This is a genomic window from Bradyrhizobium viridifuturi (assembly GCF_001238275.1).
GTDB classification, from domain to species: Bacteria; Pseudomonadota; Alphaproteobacteria; order Rhizobiales; family Xanthobacteraceae; genus Bradyrhizobium; species Bradyrhizobium viridifuturi.
In genome coordinates this window covers 161767-184020 of record NZ_LGTB01000006.1, presented here as the reverse complement: position 1 = coordinate 184020, position 22254 = coordinate 161767, and the positions used below count along the sequence as shown (strand labels likewise).

The following is a 22254-nucleotide window of genomic DNA, read 5'->3' as shown; positions in this document are numbered from 1 at the left end:
TCGAAGCACTTTCCTCACATTCGTTCGCTGCCGCCCGCATCGAGGAATTTTTCCTGTGGCAGCCGATCACATGAGTTCGGCGAGTCCGCTCCCCGGGACCCGCCAATATTGACCGGAGTGCAATTCATGGCCGTGACCGCCAATCTCGCCGCAGGAGTCCTCTCCGTGATCGGCGATGCCGCCGACGACACCATCACCACCAGCCGCGACGCAGCCGGCGTCATCGCAGTCGACGGGGGCGCGGTTCCGATCGCGGGTGGGCCGTCCACCACCGCCAACACGACGGCCATCAACATTTTCGGCCAGGGCGGCGATGACACCATCACGCTCGACGCCAGCAATGGCGCTCTCCCGCCGGTCACATTGGATGGAGGAGCCGGCAACGATACCGCCGTGATCCAGGGAGAGGACGCCAGCGAGGTCTTCGTCATCGCGGCCAACGGCAGCCATGTCAGCCTGAACCGGACCAGCCCCGACCCGCTCTCCGTCGACATCAGCACGGCCGAGAATCTGGTTCTCCACGCCGGCGGCGGTGACGACGTCATCACGGCCGGCAACGGGCTCGCGGCGCTGATCTCGCTGACGCTCGATGGCGGCGACGGAAACGACACCATCACCGGCGGCGACGGTGACGACCTGCTGATCGGCGGTGACGGCAACGACATCGTCACCGGAGGCCGCGGCAATGACACCGCGCTGCTCGGCAATGGCGACGATACCTACATCTGGAATCCCGGCGACGGCAGCGACACCGTCGAGGGTGGCGCCGGCAACGACACGCTGCAATTCAACGGCGCCAATATCGCCGAAAAGATCGACATCTCGGCCAACGGCTCGCGGGTGCGTTTCACCCGGGACGTCGCCAACGTCACGATGGACCTCAACGGCATCGAGAACATCAACTTCAAGGCGCTGGGCGGCGCCGACCAGGTCACGGTCAACGACCTCACCGGCACCGACGTCAGGCATGTGACTGTGGATCTACAGGCCAGCGGAGGCGGCGGCGACGGCGCCGCCGACACGGTGACGGTCGACGGCAGCGGTAACGCGGATCAGATCACCGCTGCGTTGATCGGCGGCAACGTCGTTGTCAGCGGGCTTGCGGCCGACGTCACCATCATCGGTCCGGAAGGCGCCAATGACTCCCTCGTGATCAACGCCTCCGGCGGCGACGACATCATCAATGCATCCGCCTTGCCCGCCGGACAGCTCGCGCTCACGATCGACGCCGGCGACGGCAACGACACGATCATCGGCAGCCAGGGCGCCGATCTCATCCTGGGTGGCGACGGCAACGACACCGTGACCGGCGGCCGCGGCGACGACACCGCCCTGCTCGGCGCCGGCGACGACACCTACATCTGGAACCCCGGAGACGGCAGCGACATCGTCGAGGGGCAGTCCGGCACCGACACGCTGGTGTTCAACGGCGCGAACATCAGCGAGCAATTCGACATCTCCGCCAACGGCTCCCGCGTCAGGCTGACCCGCGACGTTGCCAACATCACGATGGACCTCAATGGCGTCGAGAAGATCGATATCCACACCCTCGGCGGCGCGGACACGATCACGGTCAACGACCTCTCCGGCACCGATGCCCAACAGGTTGCGATCGACCTGTCCGCCACGGGCGGCAACCCCGATGGCGCGCTCGACACGGTGATCGCCAACGGCAGCGCGGGTGCCGACATCATCACCGTGACACAGAGCGGCAACGACATCCTGGTCAACGGCCTAGCCGCGCAGATCCTGGTCCATGGCCAGGATGCGACCGACGTGCTGCAGATCAACGGACAGGGCGGCGACGACCAGATCAACGCGTCCGGCGTCGCGGCGGGAGCGATCGCGCTGACCATCAACGGCGGTGCTGGAAACGATCTGATCATCGGCAGCGCCGGCAATGACACGGTCATCGGCGGCCAAGGCAACGACACCGCGCTGCTCGGCGCCGGCGACGACACCTATATCTGGAATCCCGGCGATGGCAGCGATACGGTCGAAGGACAGGCTGGCGCGGACACGCTGCAATTCAACGGCGCGAATATCGCCGAGAATATCGACATCTCGGCCAACGGCTCGCGGGTGCGTTTCACCCGGGACGTCGCCAACATCACGATGGACCTCAACGGCATCGAGAAGATCGCCTACCATGCCCTCGGCGGCGCGGATCACGTCACCGTCCACGACCTGACCGGCACCGACGTCAAGCAGGTGCTCGTCGATCTCTCCGCGACTGCCGGCAGCGGCACCGGCGACGGCGCAGCCGATACCGTGGCGGTCGAGGGCACAAACGGGATCGATCAGATCACCGTGACCCAGAGCGGCGGCACCATCCTGATCGATGGCCTTCCAGCCGAGGTTTCGATTTTGGGTCAGGAAGCCGCCAATGACTCTCTGACAATCAACGGCTTCGGCGGCGCCGACAACATCGACGCGTCCGGACTCGGCGCCGCGGCGATCAAACTGACGATCGACGGCGGTGCGGCGATGATGTCATCACCGGCAGCGCCGGCAATGATCTGATCATGCTGGGTACCGGCGACGATACCTATGTCTTCAAGCCCGGCGGTGGATCCGATGTCATCACCGACTTCATCGCCGGCGCCGGTACCGACGACAGGATCGATCTCAGATCGTTCAAGACAGCCGGCATTCACGACCTCGCAGCGGTGCTCGCGCTGGCCACAAACGTCGGCGCCGACACGGTCATCGACTTCGGCGGCGGCAATGTCCTGACATTGGACAATGTGACCAAGACCAACCTCAGCGACGATGATTTCATTTTCGGTGGCCCCGGCGTGACGTCGGTGACGACCTCGGGCACGGACATCACGGCCGGGTCTGGCGATCTGAATGCCGGTCACGTCGTGACCTTCACCGTGACCTTCGACGAGAACGTGGCCGTCACCGGTCAACCGCATCTGCTGCTCAATGACGGCGGCTTCGCGTCGTTCCTGAGTGGCAGCGGGACCAACACATTGACCTACCAGTACATGGTCGCCGCCGGCGAGAACACGCCGGACCTTGCCATCATCGGCTCCGACCTGAACGGCGGCACGATGAAGGACCAGTTCAATCATGATGCCGACCTCTCCGGCGCCGTCGGCAATCCAGCCGGCACGTTGCAGATCGATACGATCGCGCCCCACCTCGCTGACATCACCGCCACGCCCGCAAGCGGCACGCAGACCGCCGGATCGTTGATCCGGTTCACCCTCGACTTCGACGAAGCCGTTCACCTCGCGGGCGGGTCACCGACACTCTCGCTGAACGATGGCGGCACGGCGAACTTCGATGCCGCGGCGACGGCGCTGCTTGGCGATGCGAGCAAGCTGGTGTTCGACCATGTCGTGGCGGCAGGCAATCCGCCGACGTCGCCGCTGGCAATCACCGGCTTCAACGCCAACGGCGCCGTCGTGAGCGACCTCGCCGGAAACCTCGCCGATCTCGCCCATGTGTCGCACACATTCGACGATCTGTTCGTCAACGAGAATACGCTGCCGGCGTTCACCCTCAATGGCTTCACCCGGCCGGAGTTGCACCTCAATGCGGGGGGACAGATCCTGCTCGATGATACGGCCTCGGCGTTCGCAGCCAAGTTCGGCATCGAATATCTCTATCTCGGCGTGCCGCCGGGAACGCCGTACCCGCCGGTCGACCTGCACTGAACAGCGAGGGTGAGATGATCTTGCCTATTGCGCCGCACCGCAATGGGAGGCACCGAAAACCGGCTTCGCCTCTCCTGATTGCGGGCGGGCGAGGCGCCTACGCAATTTCGGAATATTGGAAATGTATCCCTGATTTGCCCGACGGGTCAAGCCGCGCTTTGTGGAGCGCCGGTAGCCGCCAGCCGCCGGCTCCTTTGCATGGGGTTGTTTTCGATATTTTGGCCCTGCGCTTCAACTCGACCTCTGCACCGCAGGCTTCTCGGCGTCGGCTCGTGCCGCGCTGAGATTGTGCGCGGTGTTGATCAGCGCGATATGGGTCAGCGCCTGCGGGAAATTGCCGGTCTGCCGGCCGGCGCCGGAGTCGTATTCCTCCGCCAGGAGGCCGAGATCGTTGGCGACCGCCACCACGCGATCGAACATGGTCTGCGCCTTGTCGAGATCTCCCGCCAGCACATGGGCGTCGGCGAGCCACAGGCTGCAGGCCAGGAACGCACCCTCGATCGGCTGGATCTCATCGGACACTTCGCGCGGATCGTGGCGCAGCACGAAGCCGTCGCGCATCATGTGCCGTTCGACCGCATCGATCGTGCCGCGAATGCGCGGATCGTCCGGCGGCAGGAAGCCGACCGACGGCAGCAGCAGCAGGCTGGCGTCGAGCAGCTTTGAGCCGTAGCTCTCGACGAAGCTGTTGAGATCGGGATCGAAGCCGCGTCGGCAGACGTCGCGATGGATCGCCTCGCGCAGCACCCGCCATTTCAGCAGCGGCGCCTTGAAGCCGAACCGCTCGGCGCTCTTGATGGCGCGGTCGAAGGCGACCCAGCACATCACCTTGGAGAACACATAGTGCCGGGGCACGCCGCGACGCTCCCAGATGCCGTGATCGGGCTGGTCCCAGACATCGGCGAGGTGAGCGACGACGGTGCATTCCAGCGACCAGCTCTCCTCGTCGAGCCTGAGCTTGGCCATGCGGGACTGATGGAAGGCGTCGATCAATTCGCCATAGACGTCGAGCTGCAGCTGCGCATGCGCGGCGTTGCCGACGCGGACCGGCTGCGCCTCTTCATAGCCGGGCAGCCATCCGGCTTCCCATTCCAGCAGGCGCCGCTGGCCCAGTATGCCGTACATGATCTGCATGTTGGCCGGCGCGCCGGCCGCGGCCCGCAGCAGCCAATTGTGCCAGGCCGCCGCTTCCTCGGTATAGCCCGAATTCATCAGCGCCAGCAGCGTGAAGGTGGCGTCGCGCAGCCAGCAGAACCGGTAGTCCCAGTTGCGCGCACCGCCGAGCTTTTCCGGCAATGACGTGGTCGGCGCAGCGACGATGCCGCCGGTCGGCCTGAAGGTCAGCGCCTTCAGCGTGATCAGCGAGCGCATCACGAGGCCGCGCAGATCTCCGCCGTCATAGGTCGAGCGGCTGCACCATTCGGTCCAGTAGTCCTCGGTATCCCTGAGCGCCGCCTCGGGATCGATCGGCCCCGGTACCGGTTGAAAGGACGCCCCGTATGTCAGGACGAACGGCACGCTGTCGCCCTCGCCGACCTCGAAATCGGCGATCGTGGTGAGGTCCTGGCCGCGGGTCTCGACCGGCGTGCGCAGCACGGTCATGTCCTGCCCGCTGATCGCCAGCAACCCGTCGCCGTCCGGGTTCTTCTTCACCCATGGCACATCGCCCCCGAAGCCGAAGCGGATCACCAGCTTCATGTGCATCTTGACGCGGCCGCTGACGCCGCGAACAAGGCGGACCACGTCGGAAGCCTTGCCGCGGGGCGGCATGAAGTCGATCAGATCGACCACGCCGCCGTCGGTCTCGAACCGGGTCTCCAGGATCAGCGTATCGGCACGATAGCGGCGCGAGGTCCGCTTGATCGCTCCGGCCGGCGCCAGCTGCCAGCGGCCATTGCGCGAGGTGCCGAGCAGCGCCGCGAAGCAGGCATCGGAATCGAACGCCGGCCAGCACAGCCAGTCGATCGAGCCATCGCGGCCGACCAGCGCCGCGGTCTCGCAATCACCGATCAGTCCGTAGTCTTCGATCCGGGAAGCCACGCGCCGTGCTCCGCGTTGTCAGGCATGCGACCGCTCGCGGGTTGCCCGCTTGAGCGCGTCGATGTCGATCGCCGACGCGAGATGCTCGATCGAGACCGGCAACCGCCGCTTCCAGTTCGGATGCTCGTAGACGGTGCCGGGGATGTTCGGCTGCTCGACGATGCCGAGCAGGTCCTCCATCGACACCGCCATCATCCGCGACGCCGTCCGCGCCATGAAGCTCGCCACCGAATAGAAATCGTTGTGGTGGATGTCGTGGCGGCGCAGCACGTCGTCGAGCTGGCCGAGCGCGTGCCAGCGCCCTTCGTCGGTCTCGCCGGGGTCGATCCCGAGCGCGCGCTTGGTCTTGAGGTCGCTGAACGAGCGCCAGCCGGCATAGGTCGAGAGGTCGTGGGTGTTGAAGGTGACCAGCGCGTCCGGCAGATAGTAGTCGGCGTTGCGGAATACGCCCTGATCGTCGGTCTCGAACATCATGACCAGATAAGACCAGATGCCCCAGCCGTTCATCTGTTCGCGGAAGCCCGGCGGCACGGTGCCGAGATCCTCACCAATCACGACACAACGGCTGGCCATGCTCTCCTGCGCGGTCGCCGCCAGCAGCGCTTCGAACGGCATCAGCACATAGGCACCATTGGCCGGGCCGAAGCCGCGCGGCACGAGATAAAGCCGCTTCAAGCCGAAGGCGTGGTCGAGCCGGATCGCGCCGGCGTGGTGCATCGAGGCGCGCAGCATCTGCCGGAACGGTTCGAACGCGCGCTGCTCGAGACCCGCGGCATTGAAGCCCGCGAGGCCCCAATCCTGGCCCGCGGTGTTGAGCGGATCCGGCGGCGCGCCGACGCCGAGATGGCGCGAGATCGCGACCTGTTCATTCCAGGCATCGAAACCGTCAGACTGCACGCCGACCGCGACGTCGAGATAGAGCCCGACCCGCATGCCGAGCTTGTGCGCGAGCGCCTGGCAGGCGCCGAGCTGGCGGTCGGCGGTCCATTGCACGAACTCGACGAACTCGACCTCGGCGGCGGTGTCGCGTGCCCGGTGCAGTTTCGCGCAGGCCGCATCGTCGGGCTGCCGCCAATCATCCGGCCACTCCCACCACGGCGTGTTGAACTTGTGCCGCATCACCTCGAAGCAGGCGAAGCGCGACAGCAAGGTGCCCTGCTCCCTGCGGTAGGCCTCGAAATCCTGCCAGCGGCCGAGGCCGGGATTGGCCTTGAAGGCGGCGAAGGCCGCGCGCAGCGCCGGCCATTTCAGCGCCGCAACGCCGACATAGTCGACCATGTCGTTACTGCGGAGGTGCGCCAGCGCAGCCTGCGTCGCCGCATCGCTGCGGAATTCGGGAATCTTCTCGACGTCGATATACAGCGCGTTGAGGAACAGCCGGCTGTTCGGCGAATACGGGCTGCAATCGCCAGGCCGATCGTCGAACAGCGCATGCAGCGGATTGAGCCCGACGCCGTCGCGCCGAGCCGATGCGCGAATGCGAGCAGGCCCTCCAGATCGGTGAAGTCGCCGACGCCCCAGTTGCGCGCGGACCGCACGCCGTAGAGCTGGACCGCGATCACCCAGCAGCGGTCGAACGCGCCGCCGAACGCACCGTCCGGCGCCACCAGCAGCGGCAGCTCCTCGCTGCCGGATGCGTCCGTGAGCTGCAAGCGGTGCACGCCCTCGGGCAGGCCGCCCGGCCATGTCACGTTCCGCGCATCCGCCCCGCCTTGCGCGAGCACCGCGCTGCCGTTGGTGAGCTTCCATTGCACCGGCAGCTGGGCCGCCTCGGAGAGCTGCGTCTGCCCGCCATGGCCGCCTCTGACGACCACGGGGTCGATCACGATCCGCCGCGGCGTGTGGGGCGGCAGCGCGGCGAGGATCGCCGTCAGCGCCTCGGGGGTTGTCACACGGCGGTGACCGCTCCCATCGATATACTCGGTCTGGATTCCCAGGCTCTGGGCTTTGGCGTAAAGGTCCATTCGGCACGCTACTTGCTCGCAACGGTATTGGGATCGTTGCTAAATTGTACTGATACGGGAAAGGGATAGTTGATGTTCAACGCTCTACCCTATCAAGCGTTCCCGCCGGGAACCATTGTCCGGCGAGCGGCTTTCTATATGGGTCTGGCGCGCCTCCTTCCCGGCGTCGGGACGTCATTTGCATTTTCAATGGCGGCATCACCGTGAACAAAACCCTCCGGCCTGTCGAGAGTGCCCATGGCACTTTTCATATCACCGATGTCTATCCGTCGGTCGATGGCGGCCGCTTCCCGGTCAAGCGCGTCGCGGGCGAGCCGGTCGAGGTGTGGGCTGACATCTACCGGGACGGACATGACGTAATATCGGCGGCATTGGTGTGGCGGCGCGAAGGCGACGACGATTGGCAATCCGCACCGATGACGCCGCACAGCGACGATCGCTGGGGCGGCAGCTTCGTGCCCGACCGGCCCGGCCGCTACAGTTTCGCGATCGAGGCCTGGACCGACCAATTCGCCACCTGGCGGCACCGCTTCGCGCAGAAGCAGCGCGACGGCGGCGATCACACGCTGGACGCGCTTGAAGGCGCCGGCATGCTGACTCAGGCCCAGGCCGGCGGACCTGCAGCGGCTGCCGTCATCATCAGGCAGTGCGAAGTCTTTCTGCAGACCGGCGAGCCGGGCGCGCTGCTGGCACCCGAATTGCGCGAGGCGATGGCCGGCAGCCAGTTTCGCCGCGACCTGATGCGATCGCAGCTGTATCCCCTCACCGCCGACCGGCCGCGCGCACGCAGCGGCGCCTGGTACCAGATGTTTCCGCGCAGCCAAGGCAGGACGCCAGGCCGGCACGCGACGTTCAACGATTGCATCGCGCGGCTTCCCGACATCGCCGCGATGGGCTTTGACGTCGTGCTGCTGGCGCCGATCCACCCGATCGGGCAGACGCATCGCAAGGGCCGCAACAACGCCGCCATCGCGCAGGCGGGCGAACCCGGCAGTCCCTATGCGATCGGTTCGGCCAAAGGCGGCCACGACGCGGTGCACCCCGAGCTCGGCACGCTCGACGACTTCCGCGCGTTCGTTGCGGCATGCAAGGCGCACGGCCTCGAGGTCGCGCTCGATTTCGCCGTGCAATGCTCACCCGACCATCCCTGGCTGACCGAGCATCCGGAGTGGTTCAAGCGGCGTCCGGACGGATCGATGCGCAGCGCCGAACATCGGCCGCAACGCTGGGACGATGTCGTCAATCCCGACTTCAGCTGCGAGGATGCCGCCGCGCTGTGGCGCGCGCTGCGCGATACCGTGCTGTTCTGGGTCGACCAGGGCGTGAAAATCTTCCGGGTCGACAATCCGCACACCAAGCCGCTGGCATTCTGGGAATGGCTGATCCGCGAGGTACAGGATCGCGATGCCGACGTGCTGTTCCTTTCGGAAGCCTTCGCGCGGCCGAAGCTGATCAAAGGCCTCGCCAAGCTCGGCTTCACGCAGTCCTATACTTACTTCACCTGGCGCACGCAGCGCGCCGAGCTCGAGCAGTATCTCGGCGAGTTGACCTCGTATCCCGAGCGTGACTTCTTTCGGCCGAATTTCTTCGTCAACACACCGGACATCCTGCCCTTCCACCTGCAAAGCGGCGAATCCTGGATGTTCAAGTCGCGCCTCGCGCTCGCCGCGACGCTTTCAAGCAGCTATGGCATCTATAGCGGCTTCGAGCTGCTCGAGCACACGCCGGTGCCCGGCCGCGAGGAATATCTCAACTCCGAGAAGTACGAGATCAGGGTGCGCGACTGGGACGAGCACGGGAACATCAAGCCTTACATCGCGACGCTCAATCGGATCCGGCGCGGCAATCCGGCGCTGCAACAATTCGTCAATCTGCGCTTTATCAATATCGATGACGGCGGCGTGATCGGCTTCATCAAGGAGGCGGCCGATCAGGGCAATGTGATCGCGGCCGCGATTGCACTGTCGTCAGAACCGCGCGAGGTCTGGCTTCCGCTCGGCGACGTCATGGTCGGCCGCGGCGATGACCGCCGCCCCGCCGCGGAAGTGGAAGACCTTGTCAGCGGCGAGCGTCATGCGCTCGAATGGGGAGGCATCCGCCTGCGTCTCGATCCTGCGCGCGATCCCGCGTTGCTGTTGCGCTGTGTCGCCTGAAGGAGCCGTCATGAACGTATTCTCCTCCGTCAATACCGAGGCGAAGGCGCGACCGAGACCGCGGACCAGCTGTGGTACAAGGACGCCATCATCTACCAGCTGCATGTCAAGGCGTTCGCCGACAGCAACAATGACGGCATCGGCGACTTTACCGGGCTGACGGAGAAGCTCGGCTATCTGCAGGAGCTCGGCGTCACGGCGCTGTGGCTGCTGCCGTTCTATCCCTCGCCCGGCCGCGACGACGGCTACGACATCGGCGATTACGGCGACATCAATCCCGATTTCGGGACCATGAAGGACTTCAAGCGCTTCATCCAGGAGGCCAAGAAGCGCGGCCTGCGCGTCATTACCGAGCTCGTCGTCAACCACACCTCGGACCAGCACGCCTGGTTCAAGCGCGCCCGCCGCAGCCCGCCGAACTCGAGCGCGCGCAGCTGGTACGTCTGGAGCGACACCGACCAGAAATACCTCGATACCCGGATCATCTTCACCGATACGGAAAAGTCGAACTGGACCTGGGATCCGGAAGCCGGCCAGTTCTACTGGCACCGCTTCTTCTCGCACCAGCCGGACCTTAACTTCGACAATCCGCGGGTGGTGCGCGCCATCGTGCAGGTGATGAAGCGCTGGCTCGACACCGGCGTCGACGGCTTCCGGCTCGACGCCATTCCCTATCTGTGCGAGCGCGACGGCACCAACAACGAGAACCTGCCGGAGACGCATGCCATTATCAAGCGGCTGCGCCAGGAGCTCGACACCTATGCCAAGGGCAAGATCCTGCTGGCCGAGGCCAATCAATGGCCGGAGGACGTGCAGGAATATTTCGGCCATGGCGACGAATGCCACATGGCCTATCACTTCCCGCTGATGCCGCGCATCTACATGGCGATCGCCCAGGAAGACCGCTTTCCGATCACCGACATCCTCAGGCAGACGCCCGACATCCCGGCGGCGTGCCAGTGGGCTTTGTTCCTGCGCAATCACGACGAGCTGACCCTGGAAATGGTCACCGATGTCGAGCGCGACTATCTGTGGTCGACCTACGCCAACGACCCGCGCGCCCGCATCAATGTCGGCATCCGCCGCCGCCTCGCGCCGCTGATGGACAACGACCGCCGCAAGATCGAGCTGATGAACTCGCTGCTGCTGTCATTCCCCGGCACCCCGATTATCTATTACGGCGACGAGATCGGCATGGGCGACAACATCTATCTCGGCGACCGCAACGGCGTGCGGACACCGATGCAATGGTCGCCGGACCGCAACGGCGGCTTCTCGCGCGCCGACCCCGCGCGGCTCTACGCGCCGATGATCATGGATCCGGTCTACGGCTACGAGGCCGTCAACGTCGAGGCCCAGTCGCGCAGCCTGTCGTCGCTGCTATCGGCGACCAAGCGGCTGATCGCGGTGCGCAAGTCGACGCTGGCGTTCGGGCGCGGCACCATGACCTTCATCCGTCCTGAGAACCGCTCGGTGCTGGCCTATGTCAGGCAGTACCAGGGCGAGGTCATCCTGTGCGTCGCCAACCTGTCGCGCTCGGCGCAGGCGACCGAGCTCGACCTCTCCGCCTTCAAGGACCGCATTCCACTCGAGATGCTCGGGCGCACGCGCTTCCCCGCGATCGGCGAACTGCCCTACATGATCACGCTGGCGCCCTACGGTTTCTACTGGTTCCAGCTGCAGGAGCGCGACAAATCCGAGCCGGTGAAGCCGCGGGCGGTGCCGGAGTTCGAGACGCTTGTCGTGCCGCTCAACTCCACCTGGACATCGCTGGCGCGGGAGCGCGGCGTGTTCGAGCACGAGGTGCTGCCCGGCCATCTCGCCCGCTCGCGCTGGTACCCGGAGCACTCCGCCAAGGCAATCCAGCCGACGCTGGTGTCGGCCGTCCCGTTCTGCGACATCGGCGACAACCGGCCCTGGCTGATCTTCTTCGAAACCACGGAGCGCGGCACCACCAGCCGCTACGTGCTGCCGATGCAGATCGAATGGGTGCGGTTCGACCGCGAGCGCTACAACCCGCGCGCCTTCGCCGCCGTGCGCCAGGGCGCGCGCGAGGGCACGCTGCTCGATGTCGCCACCGACCAGATCTTCACCGGCCTGTTCCTGCGCAATTTGCGGGAAAACCTCACCGTCGACGAAGGCGAGCAGGGCCTGAAGCTGGAATTCCGGCCGACCAGCCGCTTCTCCGACCGGCCGGTGCGGCAGCCCGAGCGCATCCGCGTGTTCGAGAACGATCAGCCGCATTCGACCGCGCTGGTCGACAATGAATACGTCACCAAGATCTACCGCAAGCTCGAGGTCGGCATCAATCCGGAGATCGAGATGGGCCGCTTCCTCACCGAAGTGGTCGACTTTCCGAACACCCCGGCCCTGCTCGGCACCTCTGAACTGGTCGAGGGCGACAAGCGCAGCGCCATCGCGGTGCTGCATGCGATGGTGGTCAACCAGGGCGACCTCTGGACGGTTGCCGCCTCGCACCTCGACCGCCTGGTCGAACGGCAGCGCCTGCTCGCCGCAAGCGAAGGCCCAGCCGAGAACGGCGGCGATCACGCAACCTATCTGCGCCACATGGCCCATGCCGGAAAGCGTCTCGCCGAGCTGCACATCGCGCTCGCCAGCAACCGCGACCTGCCCGACTTCGCCCCCGAGCCGACCAGGTCCGAGGACCTGCAGCGCTGGATCGACGAGATCGTGGCGCGCGCCGAGCGCGTGTTCGACACGCTGAAGCAGCGGCGCGGCTCCCTGAAGGAGGCCGAGCGGCTGCTGGCCGATCAATTGCAGGCCCAGCACGACATGCTGCCGGAGCGGCTCAAGGCGTTGCTGCCGCGCGAGACCGACGGGTTCAATATCCGCCACCATGGCGACCTGCATCTCGGCCAGCTGCTGGTGGTCAAGGACGACGTCTTCATCATCGATTTCGACGGCGGACCGGGCCGCACCATCGCCGAGCGGCGGCGCAAGGCGCCGGCAGCGCGCGACGTCGCCGGCCTTATCCGCTCGATCGACTATGCCGCGACCGCGGCGCTGGAACGCGCGCTCAAGGTCGCCCCCGACGACAGCGGCAGGCTGAGCCTCGCTTTGGCAGAATGGCGCGACCAGGCCGCGGAGACCCTGCTGGCGGCCTATCGCGAGACCATGGCCGGCCAGCGGCTGTGGCCCGCTGACGCCAAGGCGGCCGATCGCCTGCTCAACTTTTTCCTGCTTGAGAAAGCCTTCTACGAGATTGAGTATGAGCAGGCCAACCGACCGGATTGGCTGCGGGTGCCGCTGACCGGCCTGCTGAGGATTTTGGCGCAACAGCCGCATGAGGTTGCATGAACAAACTGCCCGCCGAGGCCTATGCCATCATCGAGGGCCGCCACTCCGATCCGTTCCACTATCTCGGGCTCCACACCGAGGGGGATCGCAACGTCGTGCGCGCCTTCCTGCCTGATGCGACCAATGTCGAGGCGATCGGCGAGCATGGCGAGACGGCACCGCTGGTGCGGATCCACGACGCCGGCCTGTTCGCAGGTCCGCTGCCGAACGGCTCGACGCGCTACCAGCTCCGCGCCCGGTTCGGCGACAACGTCGTCGAGCTGGAGGACGCCTACCGGTTTCCGCCGATCCTGAGCGATTTCGATCTCTATCTGCTCGGCGAAGGCACGCATCAGCGGGTCTACGACACGCTCGGCGCGCATCCGATGACGCTCGACGGCGTCGAGGGCATCGGCTTCGTGGTGCTGGCGCCGAATGCGCGGCGGGTCAGCGTGGTCGGCGACTTCAATTTCTGGGATGGACGGCGGCATCCGATGCGGGTGCGCGGCCCCGGCTATTGGGAGCTGTTCGTCCCGCGCGCACGGGTCGGCGACCACTACAAGTTCGAGATCATCGGGCGCAACGGCCAGCATCTGCCGCTGAAGTCCGATCCGCTGGCGTTCGCCGCCGAGGTGCGCCCGAAGACCGCCTCGATCGTGATCGACGAGCGCAAGATCCCGCACCCGCGCCCGGCGCCCGAGCGCGTCAACGCGCTGAGCTCGCCGATGTCGATCTACGAGGTGCATCTCGGCTCCTGGCGCCGCAAGGGCCGCAACGAGTGGCTGACCTATCGCGAGATGGCCGAGCAGCTGCCGGCCTATGCCAGCGACATGGGTTTCACCCATCTCGAATTCCTGCCCATATCAGAGCATCCGTTCGACGGCTCCTGGGGCTACCAGCCGACCGGCATGTTCGCTCCGACCAGCCGCTTCGGCTCGCCGGACGATTTCGCGGCGCTGATCGACGCCTGCCACGGCGCCGGGCTCGCCGTGCTGCTCGACTGGGTGCCCGGACATTTCCCGGACGATCCGCACGGGCTCGGCAATTTCGACGGCACCGCGCTCTACGAGCACGCCAACCCGCTGCAAGGCCGGCACCTCGATTGGGGCACCTTGATCTACAATTACGGGCGCACCGAGGTCACCAATTTCCTGGTGTCGAACGCGCTGTTCTGGCTCGACCGCTATGGTATCGACGGGCTGCGCGTCGATGCCGTCGCCTCGATGCTTTATCTCGATTACAGCCGGCCCGCGGGTGGCTGGATCCCGAACAAATATGGCGGCCGGGAAAACATCGAGGCGATCGACTTCCTGCGCCGCTTCAACACCGAGCTGTTCGCGCACTTCCCGCAGGCGACGACAGCGGCGGAAGAATCCACCGCGTGGCCACAGGTGTCGCGCCCGGTCGAATATGGCGGGCTCGGCTTCGGCTACAAGTGGAACATGGGCTGGATGCACGACACGTTGAAGTACATCGGCAAGGATCCGATCCACCGCAAATTCCATCACGGCGACATCCTGTTCGGCCTGCACTACGCCTTCTCGGAGAACTTCATCCTGCCGCTGTCCCACGACGAGGTCGTGCACGGCAAGCGCTCGATCCTCGGCCGCATGCCCGGCGATGACTGGCAGCGCTTTGCCAATCTGCGCGCGTATTACAGCTTCATGTTCGGCCACCCCGGCAAGAAGCTGATGTTCATGGGCTGCGAGTTCGGCCAGGAGCGCGAGTGGAACCACGACTACTCGATCGATTGGCATCTGCTGCAACAGCCGCGGCACGGCGGCATCCAGAACCTGGTCCGCGATCTCAACCGGCTCTACCGCGCGCTGCCGGCGCTGCATGAGCTGGATTGCGACCAGGCCGGCTTCGAATGGGTCATCACTGACGATGCCAACAACAATGTGTTCGGCTGGATCCGCAAGGGCAGTGATGCGCGCGCCCGCTGCCTCGTGGTCGTGAATTTCTCGCCCAACGTCTATCGCAACTATCGCGTCCGCGTGCCGTTCGCGGGCAAGTGGCACGAGGTGTTCAACTCGGATTCCGCGCATTACGGCGGCACCAATGTCGGCAATATCGGCGAAGTGCGCGCTTCGGAGGGCGCCACGCCGGAACTGAGCCTGACCATCCCGCCGCTGGCTGCGATCTTCCTCGTACCGGAAAGCTGATTCATGCGACTGACCGGGGGTACGTCCGCACGGCTCGGTGCAAGCTGGGACGGCAGAGGCACCAATTTTGCGCTGTTCTCGGCGAATGCGGAGAAGGTCGAGCTGTGCCTGTTCGACGGCCAGGGCCGCCGCGAGCTCGAGCGGATCGAGATGCCGGAGCGCACCGAGGACGTCTGGCATTGCTATCTCAACGACGTCTCGCCGGGCCAGCTCTACGGCTATCGCGTCTACGGGCCCTACGCGCCGGAGCGCGGCCACCGCTTCAACGCCAACAAGCTGCTGCTCGACCCCTACGCCAAGCGGCTCGCCGGCCGGCTGGTGTGGAGCGATGCGCATTTCGCCTATCGCACCGGCAGCGCGCGCGAGGATCTCTCCTTCGACCGGCGCGACAATGCCCGCGGCATGCCGAAGGCCGTCGTGGTCGACGAGACCTTCAATTGGGGCCGCCGTGAAATCCGGCCGCAGATTCCCTGGGCAGACACCATCATCTATGAGGCCCACGTCAAGGGCCTGACCCAGAAGCGCGAGGACGTGCCGCCGAATTTGCGCGGCACCTATGGCGGGCTGTCATCGCCGGCGATGATCGACCACCTCAAGCGGCTCGGCGTCACCACCATCGAGCTGTTGCCGATCCATGGCCTGATCGACGACCGCGTCCTGGTCGAGAAGAAGCTTTCGAATTACTGGGGCTACAACACCATCGCGTTCTTCGCGCCCGAAGCACGCTACGCCCAGGACAATGCGCTGGACTCGTTCCGCACCACGGTGGCGCGGCTGCACGACGCCGGCATCGAAGTGCTGCTCGACGTCGTCTACAACCACACCGCCGAGGGCAACCATATGGGCCCGACGCTGTGCTTCCGCGGCATCGACAATGCCTCCTACTACTGGCTGAACCGCGAGAACCCGCGCTTCTACGACGACTTCACCGGCTGCGGCAGCTCGGTCAACCTCACCCACCCGCGCGTGCTGCAGATGGTGATGGATTCGCTGCGCTACTGGGTCGAGGTCTGCCATGTCGACGGCTTCCGCTTCGATCTCGCGACCACTTTGGCGCGCGGGCCGAACGGCTTCGACCGCAACCACGCCTTCCTCACCGCGATCCGCCAGGACCCGGTGCTGGCGACCGCCAAGATGGTCGCCGAACCCTGGGACCTCGGCCTCGGCGGCTACCAGGTCGGCGCGTTTCCGTCGCAATGGTCGGAGTGGAATGACCGCTATCGCAGCGCGATGCGGCGCTACTGGAGCGGCGAAGGCAGCCTGATCGGCGATATCTCCGGCCGCATGACCGCCTCCTCGGACCTGTTTCACCATGACAACCGCGCGACCCGCGCCAGCATCAACCACATCACGGTGCATGACGGCTTCACGCTCGCCGACCTGTTCAGCTACAACGAGAAGCACAACGAGGCCAATGGCGAGGACAATCGCGACGGCTCTAACGACAATCACAGCAACAATTGCGGCCATGAAGGCCCGACCGACGATCCTGCGATCATCGCGCTGCGCCGCCAGCTCAGGAAGAACGCGCTGGCCTGCCTCTTGCTCGCGCAGGGCACGCCGCTGATCCTTGCCGGCGACGAGGTCGCCAACACCCAGGACGGCAACAACAACGCCTATTGCCAGGACAATGAGACCGGCTGGATCGGCTGGGAGAATCTGGGCAGCGACGACGACGATATCGATTTCATCGGCCATCTCACCGCGCTACGCCGGCGCTTCGGCCAGATCCGCTGCCAGAGCTGGCTCGACGGCCGCCGCACCGACGGCAGCTATGGCGTGCTCTGGCTGACGCCGGCGGCGGAGGAGATGAAGGAATCCGACTGGAAATTCCCGGAAAGCCGGTTCCTCGCCTACGTGCTGGGCCCGATGGAACAAGGTCAGGCGCCGATCTTTATCGTGCTCAATGCCGCGCCGCAGGAGATCGTGTTCAGGATGCCGAGGATGGCGGAATACAAGAGCTGGCAACAGGTTCTGAACACGACGAAGTCGGAGCAGACCGGTGAGCAGATTGCGTCCGGCGCCGACACCACCGCACCGCCGCGTTCGGTGCTGGCATTTGCAGGCTCCGCATGAGCGCGCGGCATTTCGGACCGGAACTCACCGCTGACGGCACGCGCTTCCGGCTCTGGGCGCCGGCGGCGAAGCGCGTCGACCTGCTGCTCGACAAGCCGCACGCGCTCACGCGCGATGCGGCCGGCTGGTACGTCGCCGAAATCCCGGGCGCGCGCGCCGGCACCCGTTACAAATTCCGCATCGACGACGAGGTCGATGCGCCCGATCCCGCCTCCGCATTCCAGCCGGACGACGTGTTCGGCCCGAGCGAGGTGATCGATCACGCAGCCTTCCAATGGCGCGCGACGCAATGGCGCGGACGGCCCTGGCACGAGGCCGTCGTCCTCGAAGCCCATGTCGGCACCTTCACGCCGGAGGGCACCTACCGCGCCATGATCGACAAGCTCGATCATCTGGTGGCGACCGGCGTCACCGCGCTCGAACTGATGCCGCTGGCGGACTTCGCCGGCAAGCGCAACTGGGGCTATGACGGCGTACTGTGGTACGCGCCAGACAGCGCCTATGGCCGGCCTGAGGACCTCAAGACCCTGATCGACGAGGCGCATCTGCGCGGGCTGATGGTGATGCTCGACGTGGTCTACAACCATTTCGGCCCCGAGGGGAATTATCTCGGCCGCTATGCGCCGAGCTTCTTCAGCGACGCACATACGCCATGGGGCAGTGCGATCGATTACCGCGTGCCTGAAGTGCGCGCGTTCGCGATCGGCAGCGTGGTGAGCTGGCTGCGCGACTATCGCTTCGACGGACTGCGCTTCGACGCGGTCAACACCATCGTCGAAGCCGGCGAAATCTCCATCCTTCACGACTTCAGCAAGGCCGCCGGCCAGCTCGCGGCCGAGACCGGCCGGCAGATCAACCTCGTGCTGGAGAACGGCGACAACATTGCGAGCCTGCTCGATGCCGCCGAGGACCCGCCGGACGGCAAATTCCGCGGCCAGTGGAACGACGATTATCATCACGCCTGGCATGTGCTGCTGACCGGCGAAAGGCAGGGCTATTATGGCGACTACCGGGCGCCGAAGCAGGACCTCGCACGCGCACTGTCGTCCGGCTACATCTATCAGGGTGAAATCTCGGAGTTCTGGGGCGGCAAGGCCCGCGGCGAGCCGAGCGGCGCGCTGTCTCCGACCTGCTTCATCAACTTTCTGCAGAACCACGACCAGATCGGCAACCGGCCACTCGGCGATCGGCTCGAGAGCATCGCGAAGCCCGAGGCGATCGAGGCCGCGCTCGCGGTCACGCTGATCGCGCCGAACACGCCGATGCTGTTCATGGGCGAGGAATGGGGCGCGACGACGCCGTTCCCGTTCTTCTGCGATTTCAAGGGCGATCTCGCCAACGCCGTCCGCGCCGGACGGCGCCGCGAGTTCGCCTGGGCCTATGCCAAATATGGCGACGAGATCCCCGATCCGCTCGCCGAGGCGACGGTGCGGTCGGCCGTGCTCGACTGGGCGGCGCTCGGCCACGATCCGGCGCGCACGCGGCTTGCGCTGGTGCGCGACCTGCTCGCCATGCGGCGGCGCGAGATCACGCCGCGGCTCCCAGGGGCAAGCTTCGGCGGCGACCGCGTGACGGGCGATCTCCTGACCGCGCATTGGCGGCTGGGCGATCGCCGTACGCTATGGCTGACCGCCAATCTGTCCGATCGGGACATACCCGGCGCGCCGGAGCCGAAGGGAACTGCGATCTGGGGCCGCGCGTTGTCCGGCGACCTCCCCGGCTGGGCGGTGCGCTGGCACATCGGATAGCACAATGCCTCCGGCGATCCCGATCGCAACCTACCGACTGCAACTCACCGCTGATTTCGACTTCGATGCCGCAGCCCACGTGGCGCCGTATCTGAAGGCGCTCGGCATCAGCCATGTCTATGCCTCGCCGTTCATGAAAGCGCGCAAGGGCTCGACCCATGGCTATGACGTCGTCGACCACACCAAGTTCAATCCGGAACTCGGTGGCGAAGCCGGTTTTGCGCGGTTCAGCGACGCGTTGAAGCGCAACGACCTCGGCCTGATCCTGGATTTCGTGCCGAACCATGTCGGCGTGCATTTTGCCGACAATCCGTGGTGGCTCGACGTGCTGGAATGGGGACCGGTGTCGCCGCACGCGGTCTCCTTCGACATCGACTGGGACCAGTTGCCCTACCGCGCGCGTGGCGGCGTGCTGCTGCCGATCCTCGGCTCGTCCTACGGCCAGGCGCTGGAACGCGGCGAAATCGAGCTGCGCTACGACGCGAACGAAGGCAGTTTCTCCGCCTGGTATTTCGAGCATCGCCTGCCGATCGCGCCGGAGCGCTATGGCGAGGTGCTGCGGAGCATTGTCCGCGAGGCCGGCGCCGAAGCCAGCCCGGCCGGGCGCGCGCTGCTCGAACTGGCGGCGCGCTACCGCGGCCTGCGCCATCCGAACCGCAAGGAGGCGCCGACGCTGAAGGCGGCGATCAAGGCGATCGAGGGCGGCGCCGACATCATCGCGCGTGGGCTCGATGCCTATCGTGCCGGCGAGGATCGCTCCACCCAGACGCTGGCGCTGCACCACTTGCTGGAGCGCCAGCACTACAAGCTCGGCCACTGGCGGCTCGCCTCCAGCGACATCAACTACCGCCGCTTCTTCGACGTCAACACGCTGGCCGGCCTCAGGGTCGAGGACGCCGCCACGTTCGAGGCAAGCCACAGCCTCGTGCAGCGGTTGATCGCGGAGGATCGGCTGCAGGGTCTGCGGCTCGACCATATCGACGGCCTGCGCGATCCCGCGCAGTACTTCCAGCGGCTGCGTCGCCTGATCCGATCAGCGCAGGGCGCCAAGGCCAGGCCGTTCTACATGGTGATCGAGAAGATCCTCGGCGAGCACGAGAGACTGACGAAATTCGCCGGCGTGCACGGCACCACCGGCTATGAATGGATGAACACGATCAGCCAGGTGCTGGTCGATGGCAGCGGCCTCGATCCGCTGAGCGAGATCTGGCGCCAGATCAGCAACCAGTCGCCGAACCTGACGCCGGTGCTGCGCGAGGCCAAGCGCCGCGTGCTGGAGACGTTGCTGACCAGCGAATTCACCGTGCTGGCGCGGCTCGTCGCACGCATCGCCAGTGGGCACTATTCGACCCGCGATTTCTCGGGAGACAGCCTGCGGCAGGCGCTCGAGCTCTACGTGATGCATTTCCCGGTCTATCGCACCTATCTCACCGGCTCCGGCCCGACCGCCCATGACCGCGCGCTGATCGATGAGACCATCGCCCGCGCCCGCGCCGACTGGTTCGCCGCCGACGAAGGCATCTTCGACTTCCTGCGCGACGCCCTGACCATGGACCTGCTGAAGCCCGGCCGGCCGCCGCACAGCGCGCCGCGGGTGCGACGCTTCGCGCTGAAGGTGCAGCAATTCACCGGGCCGATGATGGCGAAATCGCTGGAGGACACCACCTTCTACCGCTATCACCGCCTGCTGGCGCTCAACGAGGTCGGCGGCGATCCGGCGGCGAGCGCGATTGCGCCCGAAACATTCCACGCCATGATGGCGACACGCGCCCGCGAATGGCCGCACGGCATGACGGCGACCGCGACCCACGACACCAAGCGCGGCGAGGATGCGCGCGCCCGCATCATGGCGCTTGCGGAAATCCCCGGCGAATGGACCAGCGCAGTGGCGCGCTGGAAGGTGCTGAACGCGCCACATTTGGTGCTGGATGGCGAGATGCGCGCGCCATCGGCAACGTTTGAATACATGCTCTATCAGGCCCTGCTCGGCGCCTGGGACCCGGACGATCCATCGCTCCTCGGGCGCATCCAGGCCTATGCGCTGAAGGCGGCCCGCGAAGGCAAGCAGGAAACCAGCTGGCTCAATCCGCATGAGCCTTATGAAGCCGGTGTGAAGACCTTCATCGACCGGATCCTCGATCGCAAGGTCTCGCCCGAATTCCTCGACGCGCTCGACACGCTGGCGCGGCGCACCGCGCTGATCGGCGCGCTGAACTCGCTGAGCCAGATCACGCTGAAAGCGACCATGCCGGGCGTGCCGGACTTCTACCAGGGCACCGAAAGCTGGGATCTTTCGCTCGTTGACCCCGACAACCGCCGTCCGGTCGCCTTTGCCGAACGTGCGGAAACGCTCGCCGCGCTCGAAGCCCCCGACTGGGGCGCGCTGACCGAGAGCTGGCGCGATGGCCGCCTGAAATTCGCGTGGACGCGGCATCTGCTGCGATTGCGCAACGAGCTGCCCGAAGTCTTCGCCAGCGGCGATTATCAGCCGCTCGCGGTCAGCGGCCCGCATCGCGAGCATGTCATCGCCTTCGCACGGCGTCATGGCCGTGAGGCGGTCATCGTCGCGGCGGCCAGAGCATTTGCGCCGTTCACACAAGGCGGACGCAGTTGGCCGCGCCCCGAAGCCTTTGAAGGCGAGATCGACGTGACCGGATACGCGCTCCCGGGCGGCGACAGCAGAATTCAGCTCGCGACATTATTCGCCAAGCTTCCGGTCGCGGCGCTGAAGGCCAAGGTCGCGGCCGGCACGAAGCAGGCCCCAAAACGCGCCCGCGCGCACGGCTGACGCCGCGCGTCAGCGCTTGGTCAGCAGCAATTGCCCGCTCTTCTGGATAGCGGCCTGCGCGACCTCGGCGAAGCGCTGCAGCAGCCACGGCAGCGTCACCTCCAGGCGCACATGGCTATCCTCGACATCGACATACCCGGCGGCGACCTGCCCCAGCGCGCGGACTCGAAAGCTCATGCGGTTGCCGTCCCAGCGCTCCTCCTCGACGCTCATGACCCGCACGTTCGCCGCTGCGCGCGACAGGCCGGTTTTCAGGCGGCGCATGGCCTCCTCGCGGCCGAGGCTATGGGGAATCGAGACGATCAACGGAGCCGACATCGCAGTGCACTCCTCGATGGATTCCGCTGATGTAGTT

General features: G+C 65.9%; 9 protein-coding genes and 2 pseudogenes. 8 read left to right on the top strand and 3 right to left on the bottom strand.

Features of this window, described 5'->3' with window-relative positions:
• Positions 1–126: 126 nt before the first annotated feature.
• Positions 127–2523, top strand: a complete 2397-nt coding sequence (locus ALC15_RS07900; protein ID WP_050626740.1) for a beta strand repeat-containing protein — start codon at positions 127–129, stop codon at positions 2521–2523.
• A 2-nt stretch (positions 2524–2525) separates the two neighbouring features.
• Positions 2526–3668, top strand: coding sequence for a hypothetical protein (locus ALC15_RS45995; protein WP_050626739.1), 1143 nt, complete (start codon positions 2526–2528; stop codon positions 3666–3668).
• 231 nt (positions 3669–3899) lie between these two features.
• Here ALC15_RS45995 and ALC15_RS07890 read toward each other — a convergent pair whose 3' ends face one another.
• Together ALC15_RS07890 and malQ are read right to left on the bottom strand one after the other, a co-directional pair.
• Positions 3900–5708, bottom strand: a complete 1809-nt coding sequence (locus ALC15_RS07890; protein WP_050626738.1) for a glycoside hydrolase family 15 protein — start codon at positions 5706–5708, stop codon at positions 3900–3902.
• 18 nt (positions 5709–5726) lie between these two features.
• Positions 5727–7672: pseudogene (malQ, locus tag ALC15_RS07885) on the bottom strand (4-alpha-glucanotransferase).
• 203 nt (positions 7673–7875) lie between these two features.
• On the opposite strand from malQ, the gene ALC15_RS07880 reads away from it, so the two are divergent.
• From ALC15_RS07880 to treY, 6 genes and pseudogenes are all read left to right on the top strand, one after another.
• Complete coding sequence (locus tag ALC15_RS07880; RefSeq protein ID WP_050626737.1) at positions 7876–9825, top strand: alpha-1,4-glucan--maltose-1-phosphate maltosyltransferase; 1950 nt, start codon at positions 7876–7878, stop codon at positions 9823–9825.
• 10 nt (positions 9826–9835) lie between these two features.
• Positions 9836–13143: pseudogene (treS, locus tag ALC15_RS07875) on the top strand (maltose alpha-D-glucosyltransferase).
• Positions 13140–15287, top strand: a complete 2148-nt coding sequence (gene glgB, locus ALC15_RS07870) for a 1,4-alpha-glucan branching protein GlgB (RefSeq protein ID WP_050626736.1) — start codon at positions 13140–13142, stop codon at positions 15285–15287. The pseudogene treS and the gene glgB overlap by 4 nt, the downstream one beginning before the upstream one ends.
• Positions 15288–15290: 3 nt before the next feature.
• Positions 15291–17363, top strand: a complete 2073-nt coding sequence (gene glgX / locus ALC15_RS07865; protein WP_050626735.1) for a glycogen debranching protein GlgX — start codon at positions 15291–15293, stop codon at positions 17361–17363.
• A complete protein-coding gene (gene treZ / locus ALC15_RS07860; protein ID WP_050626734.1) occupies positions 17360–19111 on the top strand; it encodes a malto-oligosyltrehalose trehalohydrolase in 1752 nt (583 codons plus the stop codon). Before glgX ends, treZ begins: the two co-directional genes overlap by 4 nt.
• 4 nt (positions 19112–19115) lie before the next feature.
• Entirely contained in the window at positions 19116–21899 is a 2784-nt protein-coding gene (gene treY, locus ALC15_RS07855; protein WP_050626733.1) for a malto-oligosyltrehalose synthase, read from the top strand.
• Positions 21900–21908: 9 nt separating this feature from the next.
• Here treY and ALC15_RS07850 read toward each other — a convergent pair whose 3' ends face one another.
• Complete coding sequence (locus ALC15_RS07850) at positions 21909–22217, bottom strand: polyhydroxyalkanoic acid system family protein (protein ID WP_050626732.1); 309 nt, start codon at positions 22215–22217, stop codon at positions 21909–21911.
• Positions 22218–22254: the final 37 nt, after the last annotated feature.

Bases quoted from the DNA above. Each gene is read 5' to 3' on its own strand.
- ALC15_RS07900 (WP_050626740.1), top strand. From the start codon at position 127: ATGGCCGTGACCGCCAATCTCGCCGCAGGAGTCCTCTCCGTGATCGGC.
- ALC15_RS45995 (WP_050626739.1), top strand. From the start codon at position 2,526: ATGCTGGGTACCGGCGACGATACCTATGTCTTCAAGCCCGGCGGTGGA.
- glgB (WP_050626736.1), top strand. From the start codon at position 13,140: ATGAACAAACTGCCCGCCGAGGCCTATGCCATCATCGAGGGCCGCCAC.
- glgX (WP_050626735.1), top strand. From the start codon at position 15,291: ATGCGACTGACCGGGGGTACGTCCGCACGGCTCGGTGCAAGCTGGGAC.
- treZ (WP_050626734.1), top strand. From the start codon at position 17,360: ATGAGCGCGCGGCATTTCGGACCGGAACTCACCGCTGACGGCACGCGC.
- treY (WP_050626733.1), top strand. From the start codon at position 19,116: ATGCCTCCGGCGATCCCGATCGCAACCTACCGACTGCAACTCACCGCT.
- ALC15_RS07850 (WP_050626732.1), bottom strand. From the start codon at position 22,217: ATGTCGGCTCCGTTGATCGTCTCGATTCCCCATAGCCTCGGCCGCGAG.